The sequence below is a fragment of the Pseudomonas sp. R19M genome (genome assembly GCF_050312585.1).
Lineage (GTDB): Bacteria > Pseudomonadota > Gammaproteobacteria > Pseudomonadales > Pseudomonadaceae > Aquipseudomonas > Aquipseudomonas palleroniana.
Genome location: NZ_JBNPJV010000050.1, coordinates 35755 through 51375, shown reverse-complemented (window position 1 = coordinate 51375; position 15621 = coordinate 35755). Strand labels below are relative to the sequence as shown.

The following is a 15621-nucleotide window of genomic DNA, read 5'->3' as shown; positions in this document are numbered from 1 at the left end:
TCGCTTAAATTTCAGCAGCCAGTTTATTAACCAGCTCCGCGTGCGCGTTTTGATCGATTGTGGCACCGAGGATCTTCTCAGCGCCGCCGACCGCCAGGGCACCCAGTTGGGCACGCAGCGCGTCTTTGACGCCGTTCAGTTCCTGTTCGATCTCGGCATGAGCCGAAGCCTTCACACGGTCAGCTTCGACGCGGGCTTTTTCAACAGCCTCTTCGACGATCTGGTTACCGCGTTTCTTGGCTTGCTCAATGATTTCAGCTGCCTGTGCTTTAGCTTCGCGCAGTTGATGACCCGCTTTCTCTTGGGCCAACTCCAGGTCGCGAGCTGCACGGGTGGCAGCGTCCAAACCATCCGCGATCTTCTTCTGACGTTCGTGCAAAGCCGCGATGACCGGAGGCCACACGAACTTCATGCAAAACACTACAAAAATGAAGAACGCAACGGATTGGCCAATCAGGGTTGCATTAATGTTCACGCCAACACCTCGCTCATTCGTTGTCCATCACCCTAATCACTCGAAAATTCGAGTGATTAGCCAGCGAGTTGACCAACGAAGGGGTTCGCGAAGGTGAAGAACAGAGCGATACCAACGCCGATCATGGTCACGGCGTCGAGCAGGCCGGCGACGATGAACATTTTAACTTGCAGCATTGGAACCATTTCTGGCTGACGCGCTGCGCCTTCCAGGAATTTGCCGCCCAGCAGGCCGAAACCAATGGCAGTACCCAGAGCGCCCAGGCCGATCAACAGTGCAACAGCGATAGCGGTTAGACCAACTACAGTTTCCATCTTTCCTCCCGACTTTTACGTCGTATGGTTTAGGTTTTTAGATTTTAAAGCGGTAAAACAAATCGTTTCATAGCCCGCTAGGGCCACCTTCCCGTATTACCGGGAAGGACATCAGACTAGTCGAGACTGGTCTTAATGGTTCTCTTCGTGCGCCATCGACAGGTAGACGATGGTCAGCATCATGAAGATGAAGGCCTGCAGGGTGATGATCAGGATGTGGAACACAGCCCACGCCCACTGCAGAACCACGCCCAGGCCGCTAAGCCAGAGCAGACCGCTGCCGAACATCACAGCGATCAGGATGAACACCAGCTCGCCGGCATACATGTTGCCGAACAGTCGCAGGGCCAGGGAGATAGGCTTGGCGACCAAGGTCACGAATTCCAGCAGGAAGTTCACCGGGATCAGCAGGGCTTGAACGAAGATGTTCTTGCTGCCGAACGGGTGCAGGGTGAGTTCGCCGATGAAGCCGCCGATGCCCTTGACCTTGATGCTGTAGAAGATGATCAACGCAAACACCGACAGGGCCATGCCCAGGGTGGCGTTAGGGTCCGTGGTGGAAACCGCACGGAATGGAATGTGGTGGTCGCCGGAGATCAGGATGGCCAGCTGAGGAATCCAGTCGACCGGTACCAGGTCGACGGCGTTCATCAGGAACACCCAGACGAAGATGGTCAGTGCCAGCGGTGCGATCACCGGGCTACGGCCATGGAAGCTGTCTTTCACGCTGCCATCGACGAATTCGACCAGTACTTCAACGAAGTTCTGCAATGCACCTGGCTGACCGGAGGTCGCCTTCTTCGCCGCCATGCGGAAAATCAGGACAAAGATCAGACCCAGTGCGACCGACCAGCCCAGAGTATCCAGGTGGAAAGCCCAGAAGCCCATTTCCTTGGCTTCAGCTGCGGTATGGGCGAAGCCCCAGCCGCCGTTGGGAAGCTGACCGAAAGTCAGGTTCTGCAAGTGGTGCTGGATATAGCCCGAAGCGGTTGTTTCTGCCATGTGTGCCTCAAACGCCCTAAGGTTTCGAAAGTCTTGTTTTCATTAGCAGGGGAGCGAACCAGCTGACCAATTGGGTCAACACGAAGGCGCCGAATACAGCCAGCGGCGCCAATGGCTTCACACCTGCAAAGGTCAGTGCGAACAGCACTGCCGTCAAAATCAGTTTCCCTGCTTCACCGGCATAGAAAGACCGGACGATAGCCTGGGCTGCTCGGGCGCCGGAAAACCGAAAGGCCCTGTGAGCAAAATACATATTGGGCAGCAAGGCTATCAGGCCTCCGCAGAGTCCTGAATATCCGGCTACGACTCCATGCCAGTACCAAAGCGCCAATGCGGCGATCAGCAAAACGACAAATTGAGCCAATAAAACCGGAAAAACGGCCAAGCGATGGAACGGCAACGTGTTTGGCGTGCGGGTTTCCATCACTCTTGCTCCTCAATGGTCGGCTGCCGGAAATCAATAACTTGGCATAATTTGTGCCGACAAAATGCGCGCAGAGTATAGGGGCGGTTCAGCCCCTATTCAACTGTCGGGTAGTGTTTTCCGATCGCGCGCTACATAAGCAAATGTTTCAGCGGATGTGGGCAAGGACGCCCTGAAGCTCATCGAGGGAGTTATATCCGATGACCAGTTGCCCTTTGCCCTTCTTGCCATGGCGAATTTGCACCGCCGAGCCCAGCCGCTCGGCCAGGCGCTGCTCAAGGCGCGCGATATCCGGATCAGGTTTGGCCGCTTCGACCGGTGCAGGTTTGCCGCTGAGCCACTGGCGAACCAGCGCCTCGGTCTGACGAACGGTGAGGCCGCGTGCGACAACGTGTCGCGCCCCTTCAACCTGTTGATTTTCCGGCAATCCGAGCAAAGCACGAGCGTGACCCATTTCCAGGTCGCCATGGGACAACATGGTCTTGATAACTTCCGGCAAGGCGATCAGGCGCAGCAAGTTGGAAACGGTGACGCGGGATTTACCCACCGCCTCAGCCACTTGTTGCTGGGTCAGCTGGAATTCCTGCTGCAAACGCTGCAAGGCAATCGCTTCTTCGATCGGGTTGAGATCTTCACGCTGGATATTTTCGATCAACGCCATGGCGATGGCGGTTTCATCCGGCACATCGCGCACCATCGCCGGGATGGTGTCCTTACCGGCCTGCTGGCTGGCACGCCAGCGACGTTCGCCCGCGATGATTTCAAAACGGCCACCACCAATGGGGCGTACCACAATGGGCTGCATCACGCCCTGTGTCTTGATCGAGTTGGCCAGTTCCTCCAGCGCCTGGGGGTCCATGTCCCGACGTGGCTGGTACTTACCGCGCTGGATCAGGTCCAGCGGCAGGTGTTGCAACTCGCGCTCATCGGCCTGCACCGCTTGTTCTTCAAGCGATGTGACGGTCGGACCACTCAACAGTGCATCCAGTCCACGTCCGAGACCTCGTTTCTTGACGGCCATGGGGATTCCTTAAGTTGGCTGAGCTGCAGCGGTACGTGAGTTGCGGCGCTGACGGCGAACCATCTCGCCGGCCAATGCCAGGTAGGCAATGGCACCACGTGAGGATTTGTCATACGCCAGCGCGGGCATGCCATAGCTTGGCGCTTCGGCCAGACGGATGTTGCGCGGGATCACGGTGTCGTACAACTGATCGCCGAAGTGTTCCTTGAGCTGCGCCGACACGTCGTTCATCAGGCTCAGGCGTGGGTCGAACATCGTCCGCAGCAGACCTTCGATCTGCAGGTTCGGGTTCAACAACTCGGCGATACGCTTGATGTTATCCACAAGGTCGCTCAACCCTTCCAGTGCGTAATACTCGCACTGCATGGGGATAATCACCCCGTCGGCGGCCACCAGCGCGTTCAACGTCAACATCGACAGCGACGGCGGGCAGTCGATCAAAATGTAGTCGTAGTTTTCGCGAATCGGCGCCAGTGCGCTGCGCAGACGGCTTTCTTTCATCTGCATTTCCAGCAGCACCACTTCCGCCGCGGTCAAATCGCGGTTGGCCGGCAACAGTTGATAACCGCCGTGCTCGGAAAAGTGCATGGCCTGGGTCAGGTCGCACTCGCCGATCAGCAAGTCGTAGACCGAGTTTTCCAGGCCATGTTTATCCACACCACTACCCATGGTGGCGTTGCCCTGTGGATCAAGATCGATCAACAGCACCCGACGCTTGGTAGCGACCAGGGATGCTGCGAGGTTGATGCAGGTGGTGGTTTTGCCCACGCCACCTTTCTGGTTCGCTATCGCGAATACCTTAGCCATTCTTGCTTGTGTTCCCAATCATGCCGTGCGGCGCAGTATCAGCAGATGGCGTTGGCCTTGGCAACCAGGTACGGCCAAGGCGTGTTCGCTATCGAGGTGGAAGTCTGCCGGCAATGCTAACAGCTCGTCGCTTGGATGAACGCCCTTCATTGCCAGCCAGCGCGTATCGCGGTCGCCCAGGTGGCGGGTCCAGTTGCTGAAGTTCTCCATGCTGCTGAACGCCCGGGAGACGATACCGTTGAATGGCTGTTCAGGTGTGAAGGCTTCGACACGGCTGTGGATAACTTGCAGGTTATCCAATTTGAGTTCGAGTTTGACCTGGGTCAGGAAGCGGGTTTTCTTGCCATTGCTGTCCAGGCACGTCACTTGCGACTCTGGAAACAGGATGGCCAGCGGAATACCGGGCATGCCACCGCCGCTGCCGACGTCGAGCCAGCGACCGTTTTCGATAAACGGCATCACGCTCAAGCTGTCGAGCAGGTGGCGGGAGACCATTTCATCGGGATCACGCACAGCGGTCAGGTTGTAAGCCTTGTTCCATTTGATCAACAGGGCCAGGTAGCCCAGCAGCAACTCATGCTGGGCGGCGGTCAGGTCGACGCCCAACTGGCGTGCACCTGTGGATAACTCTTCGGCGTGTTGTACGGTGACCAACGAACTCAAGCGCTTTGCTCCAACTGACGGCCCGCGCCGCGTTTTTTCAAATGAATCATCAACAGCGAAATCGCTGCCGGAGTGACACCGGGAATACGTGAAGCCTGGCCCAGGGTCTCCGGACGCGTTATCCCCAGCTTGCTTTGAATTTCTTTCGACAGACCGGAAATCCCGGTGTAGTCGATATCCACAGGCAGCTTGGTGTCTTCACTGGCGCGCAAGCGGGCGATCTCATCCTGCTGGCGGTCAATATACCCGGCGTATTTGGTCTTGATTTCGACCTGCTCGGCCACTTGTGGATCTTCTGCACCTTGTCCGGTCACTTCGACCAAGCCAGCGTAGTCGATTTCCGGCCGGGACAGCAGGTTCAGCAAGTTGTACTCGTGGGTCAGCGGCGTGCCGAATTTTTCTGCAATCGCATCGCCTTGCTCGGTGCCTGGGCGGACCCAGGTGCTTTTCAAACGCTGCTCTTCCAGCGCGATGCTCTCGCGTTTTTTGCAGAATGCCGCCCAACGCACGTCATCGACCAAGCCCAGTTCGCGACCTTTTTCGGTCAGGCGCAGGTCGGCGTTGTCTTCGCGCAGGATCAGGCGATATTCCGCCCGGGAAGTGAACATCCGGTAGGGCTCCTGAGTACCCAGGGTAATCAGGTCATCCACCAATACGCCGATGTACGCTTCATCGCGACGCGGGCACCAGCTGTCTTTGCCTTGTGCACGCAGTGCTGCGTTGGTCCCGGCCAGCAAACCCTGGGCGCCGGCTTCTTCGTAGCCGGTGGTGCCGTTGATTTGCCCGGCGAAGAACAAGCCGCCGATGACTTTGGTTTCCAGGCTGTACTTCAAATCACGCGGGTCGAAGTAGTCGTACTCGATGGCGTAGCCCGGCCGCACGATGTGGGCGTTTTCCATGCCGCGAATCGACTGCACGATCTGGATTTGCACGTCGAACGGCAACGAAGTGGAAATCCCGTTCGGGTACAGCTCGTGAGTGGTCAAACCTTCCGGTTCGATAAAGACCTGGTGGCTTTCCTTGTCGGCAAAGCGGTGGATCTTGTCTTCAATCGATGGGCAATAACGCGGGCCGATGCCTTCGATCACGCCGGAATACATCGGTGAACGATCGAGGTTTGCGGCAATGATTTCGTGGGTACGCGCATTGGTGTGGGTAATCCAGCAACTGACCTGTTTCGGGTGCAGCTCTTTGGACCCCATGAACGACATCACTGGGATTGGCGTATCACCGGCTTGTTCGGTCATCACCGAAAAATCCACAGAACGCCCGTCGATACGTGGCGGGGTTCCGGTTTTCAGGCGGCCGACACGCAGCGGCAATTCACGCAGGCGTTTTGCCAGGGCGATCGAGGGTGGGTCACCCGCACGACCACCGGAATAGTTTTGCATTCCGATGTGGATAAGTCCGCCGAGGAAGGTACCGGTGGTCAACACCACGGATTCTGCGAAGAAACGCAGGCCCATTTGAGTGACAACACCGCGTACCTGGTCCTGTTCAACGATCAGGTCATCTGCTGCCTGTTGAAATATCCACAGGTTCGGCTGGTTTTCCAGGGTTTCACGCACCGCCGCCTTGTACAGGATGCGGTCAGCTTGTGCCCGCGTAGCACGCACGGCCGGGCCTTTGCGGCTGTTGAGCACGCGAAATTGAATGCCGCCTTTATCAGTAGCCATCGCCATCACGCCGCCAAGGGCGTCGATTTCTTTGACCAGATGACTTTTACCGATCCCACCAATGGCGGGGTTGCAACTCATGGCACCGAGGGTTTCCACGTTATGCGTCAACAACAGGGTTTTTACACCCATGCGTGCTGACGCCAGTGCTGCCTCGGTACCGGCATGACCGCCGCCGATGACGATCACTTCAAAACGGGAAGGGAAATCCACCACGCACCTCGTGCCTGCTTATGTAGGTAATTAGGAATTGATTGGTTGAGCTGGTTTTAGAGCTTTGGCGGCAAGTATAGGGACTTAGCCCTTCCTAAAGAACCCTTTGCACAAAATTTAACCAGCTGTGGATGAGTCACGAGCAAAAGAAATTAAAAAGAAAGAAATTTATAAGATCTTTGTTTTTATGTTTATTTCTACTGAGGTACCTTTCTGTGGATAAACCTCTGTATCCCTTTATTTATGTGGTGTACAGAGATTCAAAAGGTTGTGGTCATGTGCCAATGAGGCCCTTGGATAACTGCTTTAAGCCTGTGGATTAAATGCACAGTTATCCACAGAGGGGTTTTTACTCAGGTTTCAGGTCTTGTTATCAACCGGGCACAAGGGCGGTTATTCACAGGGCTTAACTCACAGAAAAGTATCGATATGCTCAAGTTTCGAGCACGGCAGAGCTCCCCCGGATCCTTCGATGCAGGGAGTAACGCTTCAGATAGCGGGCTATTGTGAGAAGTCAGCGGCGTAGTTAATAATAGCGATTATCATTAACCTGTGTTGTCGTGCCTAATGTCCCTTCCTCCACACACGGTTTCAGTCCAGCACATCTATGAGCAGCACCATTCCTGGTTGCAGGGTTGGCTAAAGGCCAGATTGCATAACGCCTGCGATGCAGCCGACGTCGCACACGATACGTTCGTGCGCATTCTGGGCGGCCGGAACGCCGCGCAAATCCTGGAACCCAGGGATTATCTGGCGACCATTGCCAGGGGGTTGGTGATTGATCGATATCGCCGGCATGCCGTGGAACAGGCCTATCGACAGACCATGGCCGAGCGCCCGGAAGCCACCGCCATCAGCGAGGAGGATCGGGCAATCATCATTGAAACGTTGGTGGCTGTGGATAAAGCCCTGTCGGGGCTGGGTGAACGGGCTCGGCGGATTTTCATGCTTTCACAGATCGAAGGCCTGACTTATCAACAGATTGCCGATCAATTGCAGGTGTCGCTGACTACCGTTAAAAAACACATGGTCCGCGCCCTGACTGAATGCACTCTGATCATGGCAGGCCTGTAATGGTCGCCCCCGATCGCAAGACCTTCGAAGCCGCAGCTACCTGGTATGTGCAATTTCAATCCCAACCGCCCACCGCCGCCGAGCGCCAGGCCTGGCAGCAATGGCTTAATCGCGACCCCTCCCACCAGCTCGCCTGGAGTCAGATGGAGCAGTTGCAACGCAGCCTTGGCACCCTGCCGCAGGATTTTACTCGGCGTGCGTTATCCACAACGCACCAAAGGCGGCAGGTGCTCAAGTGGATGCTGGCACTGGGCGGCACGGGTTATCTGGGTTGGAACGTCCAGCAACACACGTCGATGGGGAATGTGTGGGCCGATTACCGCACACGGGTGGGCGAACACCGCCGCGTCGAACTGGCCGATGGCACTCGGATAGACCTGAATACCCGCACAGCCATCGATGTGGTGTTTGATGGGCGCCAGCGTTTGATACGCCTGCGCGAAGGTGAAGTACTTATCCATACTGGCAAGTCAGGCGGGCAAACGCCGTTCTATGTAGAAACCCGCCAGGGTCGCGTACAGGCATTAGGTACCCGGTTTACGGTACGCCAGTTGCCGGACTCCACCCGGGTCGGAGTCCTGGAAGACCGCGTGAGTTTGTCGCCTGGGGATAAACCGGATCAGGCTCGCTTGCTCGTAGCCGGGGAAAGCGCGGACTTCAATCGACAGGCCGTGGAGGCCAACCAGCCCTATCAGGGAACCCAGGCTGCCTGGGTCGATGGGCAAGTCATCGTACTGGATACCCGGCTTGGCGATCTGCTCGAAGATTTGGCGCGCTATCGACCCGGCGTTCTGCAGTGCGATCAGGCCTCGGCACGACTGCGGGTTTCCGGGACTTTTCGACTGGACTCCACCGACGCAGTGCTGGCCAACCTGCAAGCGACCTTGCCGATTCAGGTGAAATATTTCACACGCTATTGGGTTTCGGTAAAGCGCGTCGCTTGATCAAAAAAATAATCCACAAGAGGGTTATCTTTTTTTGACCTGGCACGGCCCTAAGGATAATCACGACGCTACCTTCAGGGCTTATCCGCTAATGCGCCTTCCTACTACGCTTCGCCAACGACTCTCCTGCCATGGCATGACCTATGGTCTGCTGCTCACCACCGTCACTGCAGCCACCATGCTATCCGGTGGTGCCATGGCTGCCAGTTCGGTTCAACACTACGCCATTGCTGCCGGCTCCCTGGACACTGCTCTGAGCCAGTTTGCCGCGAGGGCGAATGTGATTCTGTCCTTTTCGCCTCAGCAAACTGCGGGCCTTACGACGTCGGGCCTTGAGGGCGACTATTCGGTGGAACAGGGTTTTGCGCTATTGCTGCAAAACTCTCAGTTGCAAGCGGCAGCCCAGGGGCCGGGAAGCTATGTACTGCAAGCGGCGCCCTCCGGCCAACTCACCCTCGCCCCGACTACGGTGAGCACTTATCAACAGAATGGGTTCAATCAGGACATCGCCGGGGACGTGGGTTACAAGGCGCAAAACAGCCGTATCGGCACCAAGACCAGTACCCCCCTGTCGGAAACTCCACGTTCCGTTTCGGTGGTCACGGGCCAGCGCATCAAAGACCAGAAGTCACAGACGCTGACTGAAGTGCTGGGCTACGTCCCGGGGATCTTCGCGCCGCCCTTTGCGGCCGGCGATAGCTTGGCCGGTGACCTGTTCTTCATTCGCGGTTTCAACGCCACAGATTATGGCTACGGCTTGCTGCGAGACGGCCTGCGTGTACAGGGCAATCGGTATGACACCACCAGCGAGCCGTATGGCCTGGAGCGGGTTGAAGTTTTCCGCGGGCCTTCTTCACTGCTCTACGGCGAAAACGCGCCCGGTGGGTTGGTCAATCTGGTCAGCAAACACCCGACTGCCACCCCGCAAGGCGAAGTGCAACTGGGCTATGGCTCCAACAATCGGCGCCAATTGGGTGTGGATATCTCCGGGCCACTCAATGGCAGCGACAATATCCTCGGCCGCGTTGTGTTGCTCGGCCGCAAATCCGACACCCAGACCGACCACGTGCCAGATGATCGCCTCTACCTGGCGCCGTCCCTGACCCTGAACTTCGATGACTACAACACCCTGACGCTGTTGGCTAACTATCAGAAGGACCACACCAACCTGGAACTCGGCCTGCCCGCCGCCGGCACGTTATTGAAAAATCCCAACGGCAAGCTCTCCAAGCACACCATGCTCGGCGATCCGGACTGGAACACCTTTGAACGCGAAGCCTGGAGTACCGGTTACGAATTCAGCCACAGCTTCAATGACGATTGGCAGTTCCGTCAGAATTCGCGCTACATGCAGTCACGCATCAATCGCCATGAGACCTGGCCTGGTGCCTTGAATAACGGTGGTTTCGGCACACAATTGAACATGACCGCCTACGATCGCTACAACAAGTCGATGGTCTATTCCCTGGATAACCAGCTCGAAGGCAAATTCCAGGTGGGCGGGCTGGAAAATACCGTGCTGTTCGGTGCCAGCTACGACCGCACCTCCTTCAATCAGGACTGGGACGCGGGATTTGCCGGCACCATCAATGTGTACAACCCGGTGTACCTGCGCGATCCGCTCACCCCGATCGCAGTGCAGAACACTTTGCTCGAACAGCGGATGAAAGGGGTTTATGCACAGCTCCAAAGCAAGTACGACCATTGGCTGTTACTGCTCGGTGGCAGACAGGACTGGGTCGACAGCGATTTCCGCGACAAGGTGAACAAGGCCAGTAATACCAGCTCCGAAGACCGTAAGTTCACCTATCAGGGTGGCGTGATGTATCAGTTCGACAACGGTCTTACGCCGTATGTCAGCTATTCCACCGCGTTCGTACCGGTGCAGCAGATCTCCAACGCGGGCTCCCCGCTGAAACCGATCACCAGCAGCCAATATGAAGCGGGTGTGAAGTACGAGCCGATCGGCTGGGATACCGCGATGACCCTGTCGGTGTATGACCTGCGCAAACAGGACGACACTTACCTGGATGCCACCACCAATAGCTACCGCCAGGTGGGTGAAAGCCGGGCCAAGGGCGTGGAGGTAGAGGTCAACAGCAATATCACGCCCAATCTGAATGTGACGGCGGCTTACACTTATACCGACGCACGGATCACCAAGGATTCGGCAACATCGCTGGTGGAAGGTCATCAGATGACCGGCGTCCCACGTAACCAGGCGTCAGTGTGGGGAAAATATCGCTTCCTCGATGGCCAACTCAAGGGCCTGTCCCTGGGCGGCGGCGTGCGTTATTTCGACAGCACTTTTTCCTACACAGCACCTACGCTGTACGGGAAACTGGACGCGGGAAGTGTGACGTTGGTAGATGCGTCCGTTGGCTATCAGATCGATAAGAACTGGTCGGTGGATCTGAATGCCAAGAACCTGTTCAACAAGGAATATGTGTCTGGTTGCAACGATGCAGGGCGTTGCTACTGGGGCGACAGCCGTACCTTGCTGGGTACGGTGTCCTACAACTGGTGACGGTGTGGATAACTCGGTTATTTGCCGATACAGAAGCTGGAGAAGATTCGCCCGAGTAAATCATCGGAGCTGAACGCGCCGGTGATTTCGCCCAACAGCTGCTGCGCCTGGCGCAAGTCCTCGGCCAGCAGCTCGCCCGCACCCGCCAAAGTCAGCTGAGCTCGGCCGTGTTCCAACGCTGAGCTGGCATGGCGCAGTGCCTCCAAGTGCCTGCGGCGCGCACTGAAGCTGCTTTCCGAGGTCTGTTCGTAGCCCATGCAGGCCTTGAGGTGCTCGCGCAGCAGTTCCAGGCCATCCCCTGCCGACTTGGCGCTCAGGCTGAGCGTGACGTGGCCATCCTCGCTGGTTTCCATGGTAATCGCTTCGCCGGTCAAGTCGGCCTTGTTGCGGATCAAGGTGACTTTGCTCGGGTCGGGCCGTTGCTCAAGGAATTCCGGCCAGAGCGCAAAAGGATCTACAGCCTCCGGTGCCGTGACATCGACGACCAGCAGTACCCGGTCCGCTTCACCGATAGCCTTGAGCGCCCGTTCCACGCCGATTTTTTCGACCTGATCGTCGGTATCACGCAACCCCGCCGTGTCGACCACATGCAGGGGCATGCCATCGATGTGGATATGTTCGCGCAAGATATCCCGCGTGGTGCCGGCGATCTCCGTGACGATAGCCGCCTCTCTACCTGCCAAGGCGTTGAGCAAGCTGGATTTGCCGGCATTGGGGCGGCCAGCGATCACAACGGTCATGCCATCGCGCAGCAAGGCCCCCTGCCCGGCTTCACGCAGCACTGTGGATAATTCATCACGAACCTTATCCAGCATCGCCAAGACATGGCCATCGGCGAGGAAGTCGATTTCTTCCTCCGGAAAATCAATCGCCGCCTCGACATAAATGCGCAAGCTGATCAGTTGCTCGGTCAAGTTATGCACACGCAGGGAAAAGGCGCCCTGCAACGAGCGCAGAGCATTGCGCGCGGCCTGTGCAGAACTGGCCTCGATCAGGTCGGCAATCGCTTCAGCCTGGGCCAGGTCAAGCTTGTCGTTGAGGAATGCCCGCTCACTGAACTCGCCTGGGCGTGCCAACCGGCAGCCCAGTTGCAGGCAGCGCTGCAGCAACATATCAAGGACCACCGGGCCACCGTGCCCCTGCAGTTCCAGCACGTCTTCACCTGTGAAGGAATTGGGGCCCGGAAAATACAGGGCCAAACCTTCGTCCAGCACGGCTTCATCGGCATCCAGAAACGGACCGTAATGAGCAAAACGCGGCTTCAGCTCTCGACCACTGATTGCCCGCGCCGCCACACCCGCAAGCGGCCCGGAAATTCGAACGATGCCGACACCACCGCGACCTTGAGCGGTAGCGACAGCAGCGATGGTTTCACGAGGAGCGCTCATCATCAGGTTCCAGAACAAAAGTGACGGAAAGCAAAACGCCCCACTAGGGGGCGTCTTGAGTGGTTATCCACAGAGTAAGTTACGCCGCGGCTTTTTTGGTAGCCGCTTCGATCTTACGAGTGATGTACCACTGTTGGGAGATCGACAACACGTTGTTGACTACCCAGTACAGGACCAGGCCAGCTGGGAACCACAGGAAGAAGAAGGTGAAGATGATTGGCATCATTTTCATTACCTTGGCCTGCATCGGGTCCGGTGGAGCCGGGTTCAGACGCTGCTGGATGAACATGGTCGCGCCCATGATGATCGGCAGGATAAAGAACGGGTCTTTGATCGACAGGTCAGTTATCCACAGCATGAACGGAGCCTGGCGCATTTCCACGCTTTCCAGGAGTACCCAGTACAGCGACAGGAACACCGGCATCTGTACCAGAATCGGCAAGCATCCACCCAACGGGTTGATCTTCTCTTTCTTGTACAGCTCCATCATGGCCTGCGACATTTTCTGCCGGTCATCACCATGCTGTTCTTTCAACGCGGCCAGTTTCGGCGCCACGGCACGCATGCGCGCCATCGACTTGTAGCTGGCGGCCGACAGAGGGAAGAAAAGCCCTTTGATCAGCATGGTCAGGAAGATGATCGACCAGCCCCAGTTACCGACGATGCTGTGGATATGTTGCAGCAGCCAGAAGATCGGCTGGGCAATGAACCACAGGAAGCCGTAATCCACAGTCAGTTCCAGACCTGGGGACAACTCTTTCAACACTGCCTGGCTTTTTGGGCCGGCATACAGAGTAGCGCTGGTTTCAGCCTTGGCACCTGGCGCGACGGTCAACGACGGGCCAGTGAAACCGATGATGTAGTTGCCTTGGCTGTCTTTGCGGGTTTGAACCAGGTTGGCTTCACCCTTGTTCGGGATCCATGCGGTCACGAAGTAGTGTTGCAACCACGCAACCCAACCGCCTTGGACGGTTTCTTTCAGAGCGCCCTTGTCGATATCTTTCATCGACACTTTTTTGTACGGCTCGCTACTTGTCCACAGGGCGGCGCCCAGGTAAGTCGCGGTGCCGGTGGCGGTGCTGGAAGAAGGATCGGCGCTGTTGTCACGCTTGAGCTGGGCAAACAGGTTGCCGTTCCAGGGTTTGTCGCTTTCGTTGTCGATCAGGTAAGTGACCTTCAAGTCGTACAAACCGCGGGTGAAGCTGAAACGCTTGATGTAATTGACGCCGTCGAGGCTGAACTTCAGGTCGACGTTCAACTGGTTCTGGCCATCAGCCAGTTGATAATTCTTTTGTTCGGTCGAATAAACCGGACGACCGGTAGCACGTGCATCCGGGCCGTTGGGGCCAGTCAGGCCACTTTGTGCCAGATAAATACGCTCGCCACCGTTATCGAACAGTTGGAACGGAACATCCGGGTGGTCTTGACGACGTGGATACAGCGGCAGTTTCAACTGCGCGATGTCACCGCCTTGTGGATCGATAGCCAGGTCGAGCACATCCGTTTTTACGTGGATGAGGTCTTTATTGGTGACCACCGGCGTTTCTACAGGGGTGCTGGTATCGGCATTCGCGCTGGGTACATCGGCACTGGCGGAAGCATTGTTACCCAGCGGGGTGTCCGGAATAGCCGGCGCAGCCTGATTGGTAGCAACATTCTGAGTCGGCAGGGCAGCTTGACCATAGTCCTGGTTCCACTTAAGAACCATAACGTAGGACACGATTGCCAGGGCGACGATCAGGATCGTGCGTTTAATATCCATGATTACTCGGCCATCGAAGAAGAACGGGAGGTAGGGATAGGCGGAACCGGGTCATAACCACCGGGATTCCACGGATGACAGCGACCTAAACGACGAAAGGTCAGCCAGCCACCGCGCAGAAGACCATGATTTTCTATGGCCTCTAACGCGTAGCAGGAACAACTGGGGTAGAAACGACAGTGGTTGGCCATCAGAGGACTAATGGCATAGCGATAAAACTGGATCGGAACGAGGGCCAGTTTACGCATCAAGGCTGTCTACCCCTACAGTTTCGGTGCTGACTGCTGGTGCTGGCTTGTGGGTACGCGCCAAACGTTTCCAGAGCTTGCCGAAATGCTGAATCAATTCGGGGTTTTCTACGTCCCCCAAGCCTTTACGCGCGACGATAACAATATCCCAACCAACCAGAGTGTCCTGGTGGAGGCGAAACGATTCGCGCATCAGACGCTTGAGGCGATTGCGCTCAACGGAGAGCTTTACGCTCTTCTTGCCGATCACCAACCCGAGACGGGGGTGATCCAGATCGTTGTTACGCGCAAGGAGCAGGAGATTTTTCCCCGGAACCTTGCCGGTGGGGGAGTCAAAGACTGCCTTGAAATGCCGGGGAGTTAGCAGACGCTTTTCCCGACTGAAGTCCTGACTCACCACCAGTGCCGGATTATCAAACTGCCAGACGCGCGCGACCTTTGGCGCGACGACGCGACAGGACGGCACGACCGTTCTTGGTGGCCATGCGGGCACGGAAGCCGTGGGTACGGGCGCGTTTGATGGTGCTGGGTTGGAAAGTACGTTTCATGGCGTTGTTACCTGGTTCGTCCACAACGGGCCGGAATGGCCCCCGTTTTAAGAGACCGGCGATTCTAGAGAAAGCAAGCCTCTAGGTCAATTTCCAACCAGCTTTTCCTTTAATTAGATCTCTATAAAGGCAACGCCCCCTTTTCTGCCTTCTCGCTTTCATCTCGAGTCTCATAGATATAAAAATAGAGAAGGAAGTTATTTAAAGCTTTTCTGTAAAGCTTATAAAAGCTAGGCAGCGTTTCGTCTGTGGATAACTGCCTTGAGGCCATATTTCACGTGCTGTACAGAGAATGACAACACGGGGGAGAAACGGTGCTCTGCCTGTGCTGCGCTATCGGATAAGCTGTGGGTGGAACAGCTAGTTATCCACAGGCCAGTTACCCACAGACTTTCACCCCCACTTTTGCAACGAGCTCAGGCAGGTTTATCCACAGAGCTTATGCACAGACCATTGGTCGCCTTTTTTGCGGTTAACGCATTGATTTTGGGTGCCCTGTGGGCAACCTACATGTGGATAAGTGAGCGGCCGACCG

General features: G+C 56.6%; 16 protein-coding genes. 3 read left to right on the top strand and 13 right to left on the bottom strand.

Features of this window, described 5'->3' with window-relative positions; genetic code table 11:
• Positions 1-4: 4 nt before the first annotated feature.
• From ACQRBT_RS09260 to mnmG, 8 genes are all read right to left on the bottom strand, one after another.
• Positions 5-475 (bottom strand): F0F1 ATP synthase subunit B, encoded by a 471-nt coding sequence (locus tag ACQRBT_RS09260; protein ID WP_060756576.1) that lies wholly within the window; start codon positions 473-475, stop codon positions 5-7.
• Between the two features lie 56 nt (positions 476-531).
• Complete coding sequence (gene atpE, locus ACQRBT_RS09255; RefSeq protein WP_002555987.1) at positions 532-789, bottom strand: F0F1 ATP synthase subunit C; 258 nt, start codon at positions 787-789, stop codon at positions 532-534.
• 132 nt (positions 790-921) lie between these two features.
• Positions 922-1791: a F0F1 ATP synthase subunit A gene (gene atpB / locus ACQRBT_RS09250; protein WP_024078254.1), complete on the bottom strand. Its 870-nt coding sequence runs from the start codon at positions 1789-1791 to the stop codon at positions 922-924.
• Positions 1792-1807: 16 nt separating this feature from the next.
• Positions 1808-2215, bottom strand: a complete 408-nt coding sequence (locus ACQRBT_RS09245; RefSeq protein ID WP_090367811.1) for a F0F1 ATP synthase subunit I — start codon at positions 2213-2215, stop codon at positions 1808-1810.
• A gap of 148 nt (positions 2216-2363) precedes the next feature.
• Positions 2364-3236 (bottom strand): ParB/RepB/Spo0J family partition protein, encoded by an 873-nt coding sequence (locus ACQRBT_RS09240; protein WP_060756573.1) that lies wholly within the window; start codon positions 3234-3236, stop codon positions 2364-2366.
• A gap of 9 nt (positions 3237-3245) precedes the next feature.
• Entirely contained in the window at positions 3246-4043 is a 798-nt protein-coding gene (locus ACQRBT_RS09235) for a ParA family protein (RefSeq protein ID WP_060756572.1), read from the bottom strand.
• Between the two features lie 18 nt (positions 4044-4061).
• Positions 4062-4706, bottom strand: coding sequence for a 16S rRNA (guanine(527)-N(7))-methyltransferase RsmG (gene rsmG, locus ACQRBT_RS09230; RefSeq protein WP_060756571.1), 645 nt, complete (start codon positions 4704-4706; stop codon positions 4062-4064).
• On the bottom strand, positions 4703-6595 hold the full coding sequence (gene mnmG, locus ACQRBT_RS09225; RefSeq protein ID WP_060756570.1) for a tRNA uridine-5-carboxymethylaminomethyl(34) synthesis enzyme MnmG: 1893 nt from the start codon (positions 6593-6595) through the stop codon (positions 4703-4705). Before mnmG ends, rsmG begins: the two co-directional genes overlap by 4 nt.
• Before the next feature lie 567 nt (positions 6596-7162).
• On the opposite strand from mnmG, the gene ACQRBT_RS09220 reads away from it, so the two are divergent.
• The 3 genes from ACQRBT_RS09220 to ACQRBT_RS09210 all read left to right on the top strand — a co-directional run bounded on the left by ACQRBT_RS09220 (position 7163) and on the right by ACQRBT_RS09210 (position 11140).
• Positions 7163-7669: a sigma-70 family RNA polymerase sigma factor gene (locus ACQRBT_RS09220; protein WP_161548528.1), complete on the top strand. Its 507-nt coding sequence runs from the start codon at positions 7163-7165 to the stop codon at positions 7667-7669.
• The gene (locus ACQRBT_RS09215; protein WP_412046249.1) at positions 7669-8613 is read left to right on the top strand and encodes a FecR domain-containing protein; all 945 of its coding nucleotides are present in this window, start codon (positions 7669-7671) and stop codon (positions 8611-8613) included. Before ACQRBT_RS09220 ends, ACQRBT_RS09215 begins: the two co-directional genes overlap by 1 nt.
• A gap of 91 nt (positions 8614-8704) precedes the next feature.
• Positions 8705-11140: a TonB-dependent siderophore receptor gene (locus tag ACQRBT_RS09210; RefSeq protein ID WP_412046250.1), complete on the top strand. Its 2436-nt coding sequence runs from the start codon at positions 8705-8707 to the stop codon at positions 11138-11140.
• 17 nt (positions 11141-11157) lie between these two features.
• Here the strand turns inward: ACQRBT_RS09210 and mnmE are convergent, their stop codons facing one another.
• From mnmE to rpmH, 5 genes are all read right to left on the bottom strand, one after another.
• A complete protein-coding gene (gene mnmE, locus ACQRBT_RS09205; RefSeq protein WP_412046251.1) occupies positions 11158-12528 on the bottom strand; it encodes a tRNA uridine-5-carboxymethylaminomethyl(34) synthesis GTPase MnmE in 1371 nt (456 codons plus the stop codon).
• 79 nt (positions 12529-12607) lie between these two features.
• Positions 12608-14290, bottom strand: coding sequence for a membrane protein insertase YidC (yidC, locus tag ACQRBT_RS09200; protein WP_060756565.1), 1683 nt, complete (start codon positions 14288-14290; stop codon positions 12608-12610).
• 2 nt (positions 14291-14292) lie between these two features.
• Positions 14293-14538: a membrane protein insertion efficiency factor YidD gene (gene yidD, locus ACQRBT_RS09195; RefSeq protein WP_003213574.1), complete on the bottom strand. Its 246-nt coding sequence runs from the start codon at positions 14536-14538 to the stop codon at positions 14293-14295.
• Positions 14531-14938: a ribonuclease P protein component gene (gene rnpA, locus ACQRBT_RS09190; RefSeq protein WP_020302575.1), complete on the bottom strand. Its 408-nt coding sequence runs from the start codon at positions 14936-14938 to the stop codon at positions 14531-14533. Before rnpA ends, yidD begins: the two co-directional genes overlap by 8 nt.
• Before the next feature lie 13 nt (positions 14939-14951).
• The gene (rpmH, locus tag ACQRBT_RS09185) at positions 14952-15086 is read right to left on the bottom strand and encodes a 50S ribosomal protein L34 (RefSeq protein ID WP_003213577.1); all 135 of its coding nucleotides are present in this window, start codon (positions 15084-15086) and stop codon (positions 14952-14954) included.
• Positions 15087-15621: the final 535 nt, after the last annotated feature.

What these genes read in the sequence shown, in the direction of transcription:
- atpE (WP_002555987.1), bottom strand. Translation starts at nt 789, where the DNA reads ATGGAAACTGTAGTTGGTCTAACCGCTATCGCTGTTGCACTGTTGATC.
- atpB (WP_024078254.1), bottom strand. Translation starts at nt 1,791, where the DNA reads ATGGCAGAAACAACCGCTTCGGGCTATATCCAGCACCACTTGCAGAAC.
- ACQRBT_RS09245 (WP_090367811.1), bottom strand. Translation starts at nt 2,215, where the DNA reads ATGGAAACCCGCACGCCAAACACGTTGCCGTTCCATCGCTTGGCCGTT.
- ACQRBT_RS09240 (WP_060756573.1), bottom strand. Translation starts at nt 3,236, where the DNA reads ATGGCCGTCAAGAAACGAGGTCTCGGACGTGGACTGGATGCACTGTTG.
- ACQRBT_RS09235 (WP_060756572.1), bottom strand. Translation starts at nt 4,043, where the DNA reads ATGGCTAAGGTATTCGCGATAGCGAACCAGAAAGGTGGCGTGGGCAAA.
- ACQRBT_RS09220 (WP_161548528.1), top strand. Translation starts at nt 7,163, where the DNA reads ATGTCCCTTCCTCCACACACGGTTTCAGTCCAGCACATCTATGAGCAG.
- ACQRBT_RS09215 (WP_412046249.1), top strand. Translation starts at nt 7,669, where the DNA reads ATGGTCGCCCCCGATCGCAAGACCTTCGAAGCCGCAGCTACCTGGTAT.
- ACQRBT_RS09210 (WP_412046250.1), top strand. Translation starts at nt 8,705, where the DNA reads ATGCGCCTTCCTACTACGCTTCGCCAACGACTCTCCTGCCATGGCATG.
- mnmE (WP_412046251.1), bottom strand. Translation starts at nt 12,528, where the DNA reads ATGAGCGCTCCTCGTGAAACCATCGCTGCTGTCGCTACCGCTCAAGGT.
- yidC (WP_060756565.1), bottom strand. Translation starts at nt 14,290, where the DNA reads ATGGATATTAAACGCACGATCCTGATCGTCGCCCTGGCAATCGTGTCC.
- yidD (WP_003213574.1), bottom strand. Translation starts at nt 14,538, where the DNA reads ATGCGTAAACTGGCCCTCGTTCCGATCCAGTTTTATCGCTATGCCATT.
- rpmH (WP_003213577.1), bottom strand. Translation starts at nt 15,086, where the DNA reads ATGAAACGTACTTTCCAACCCAGCACCATCAAACGCGCCCGTACCCAC.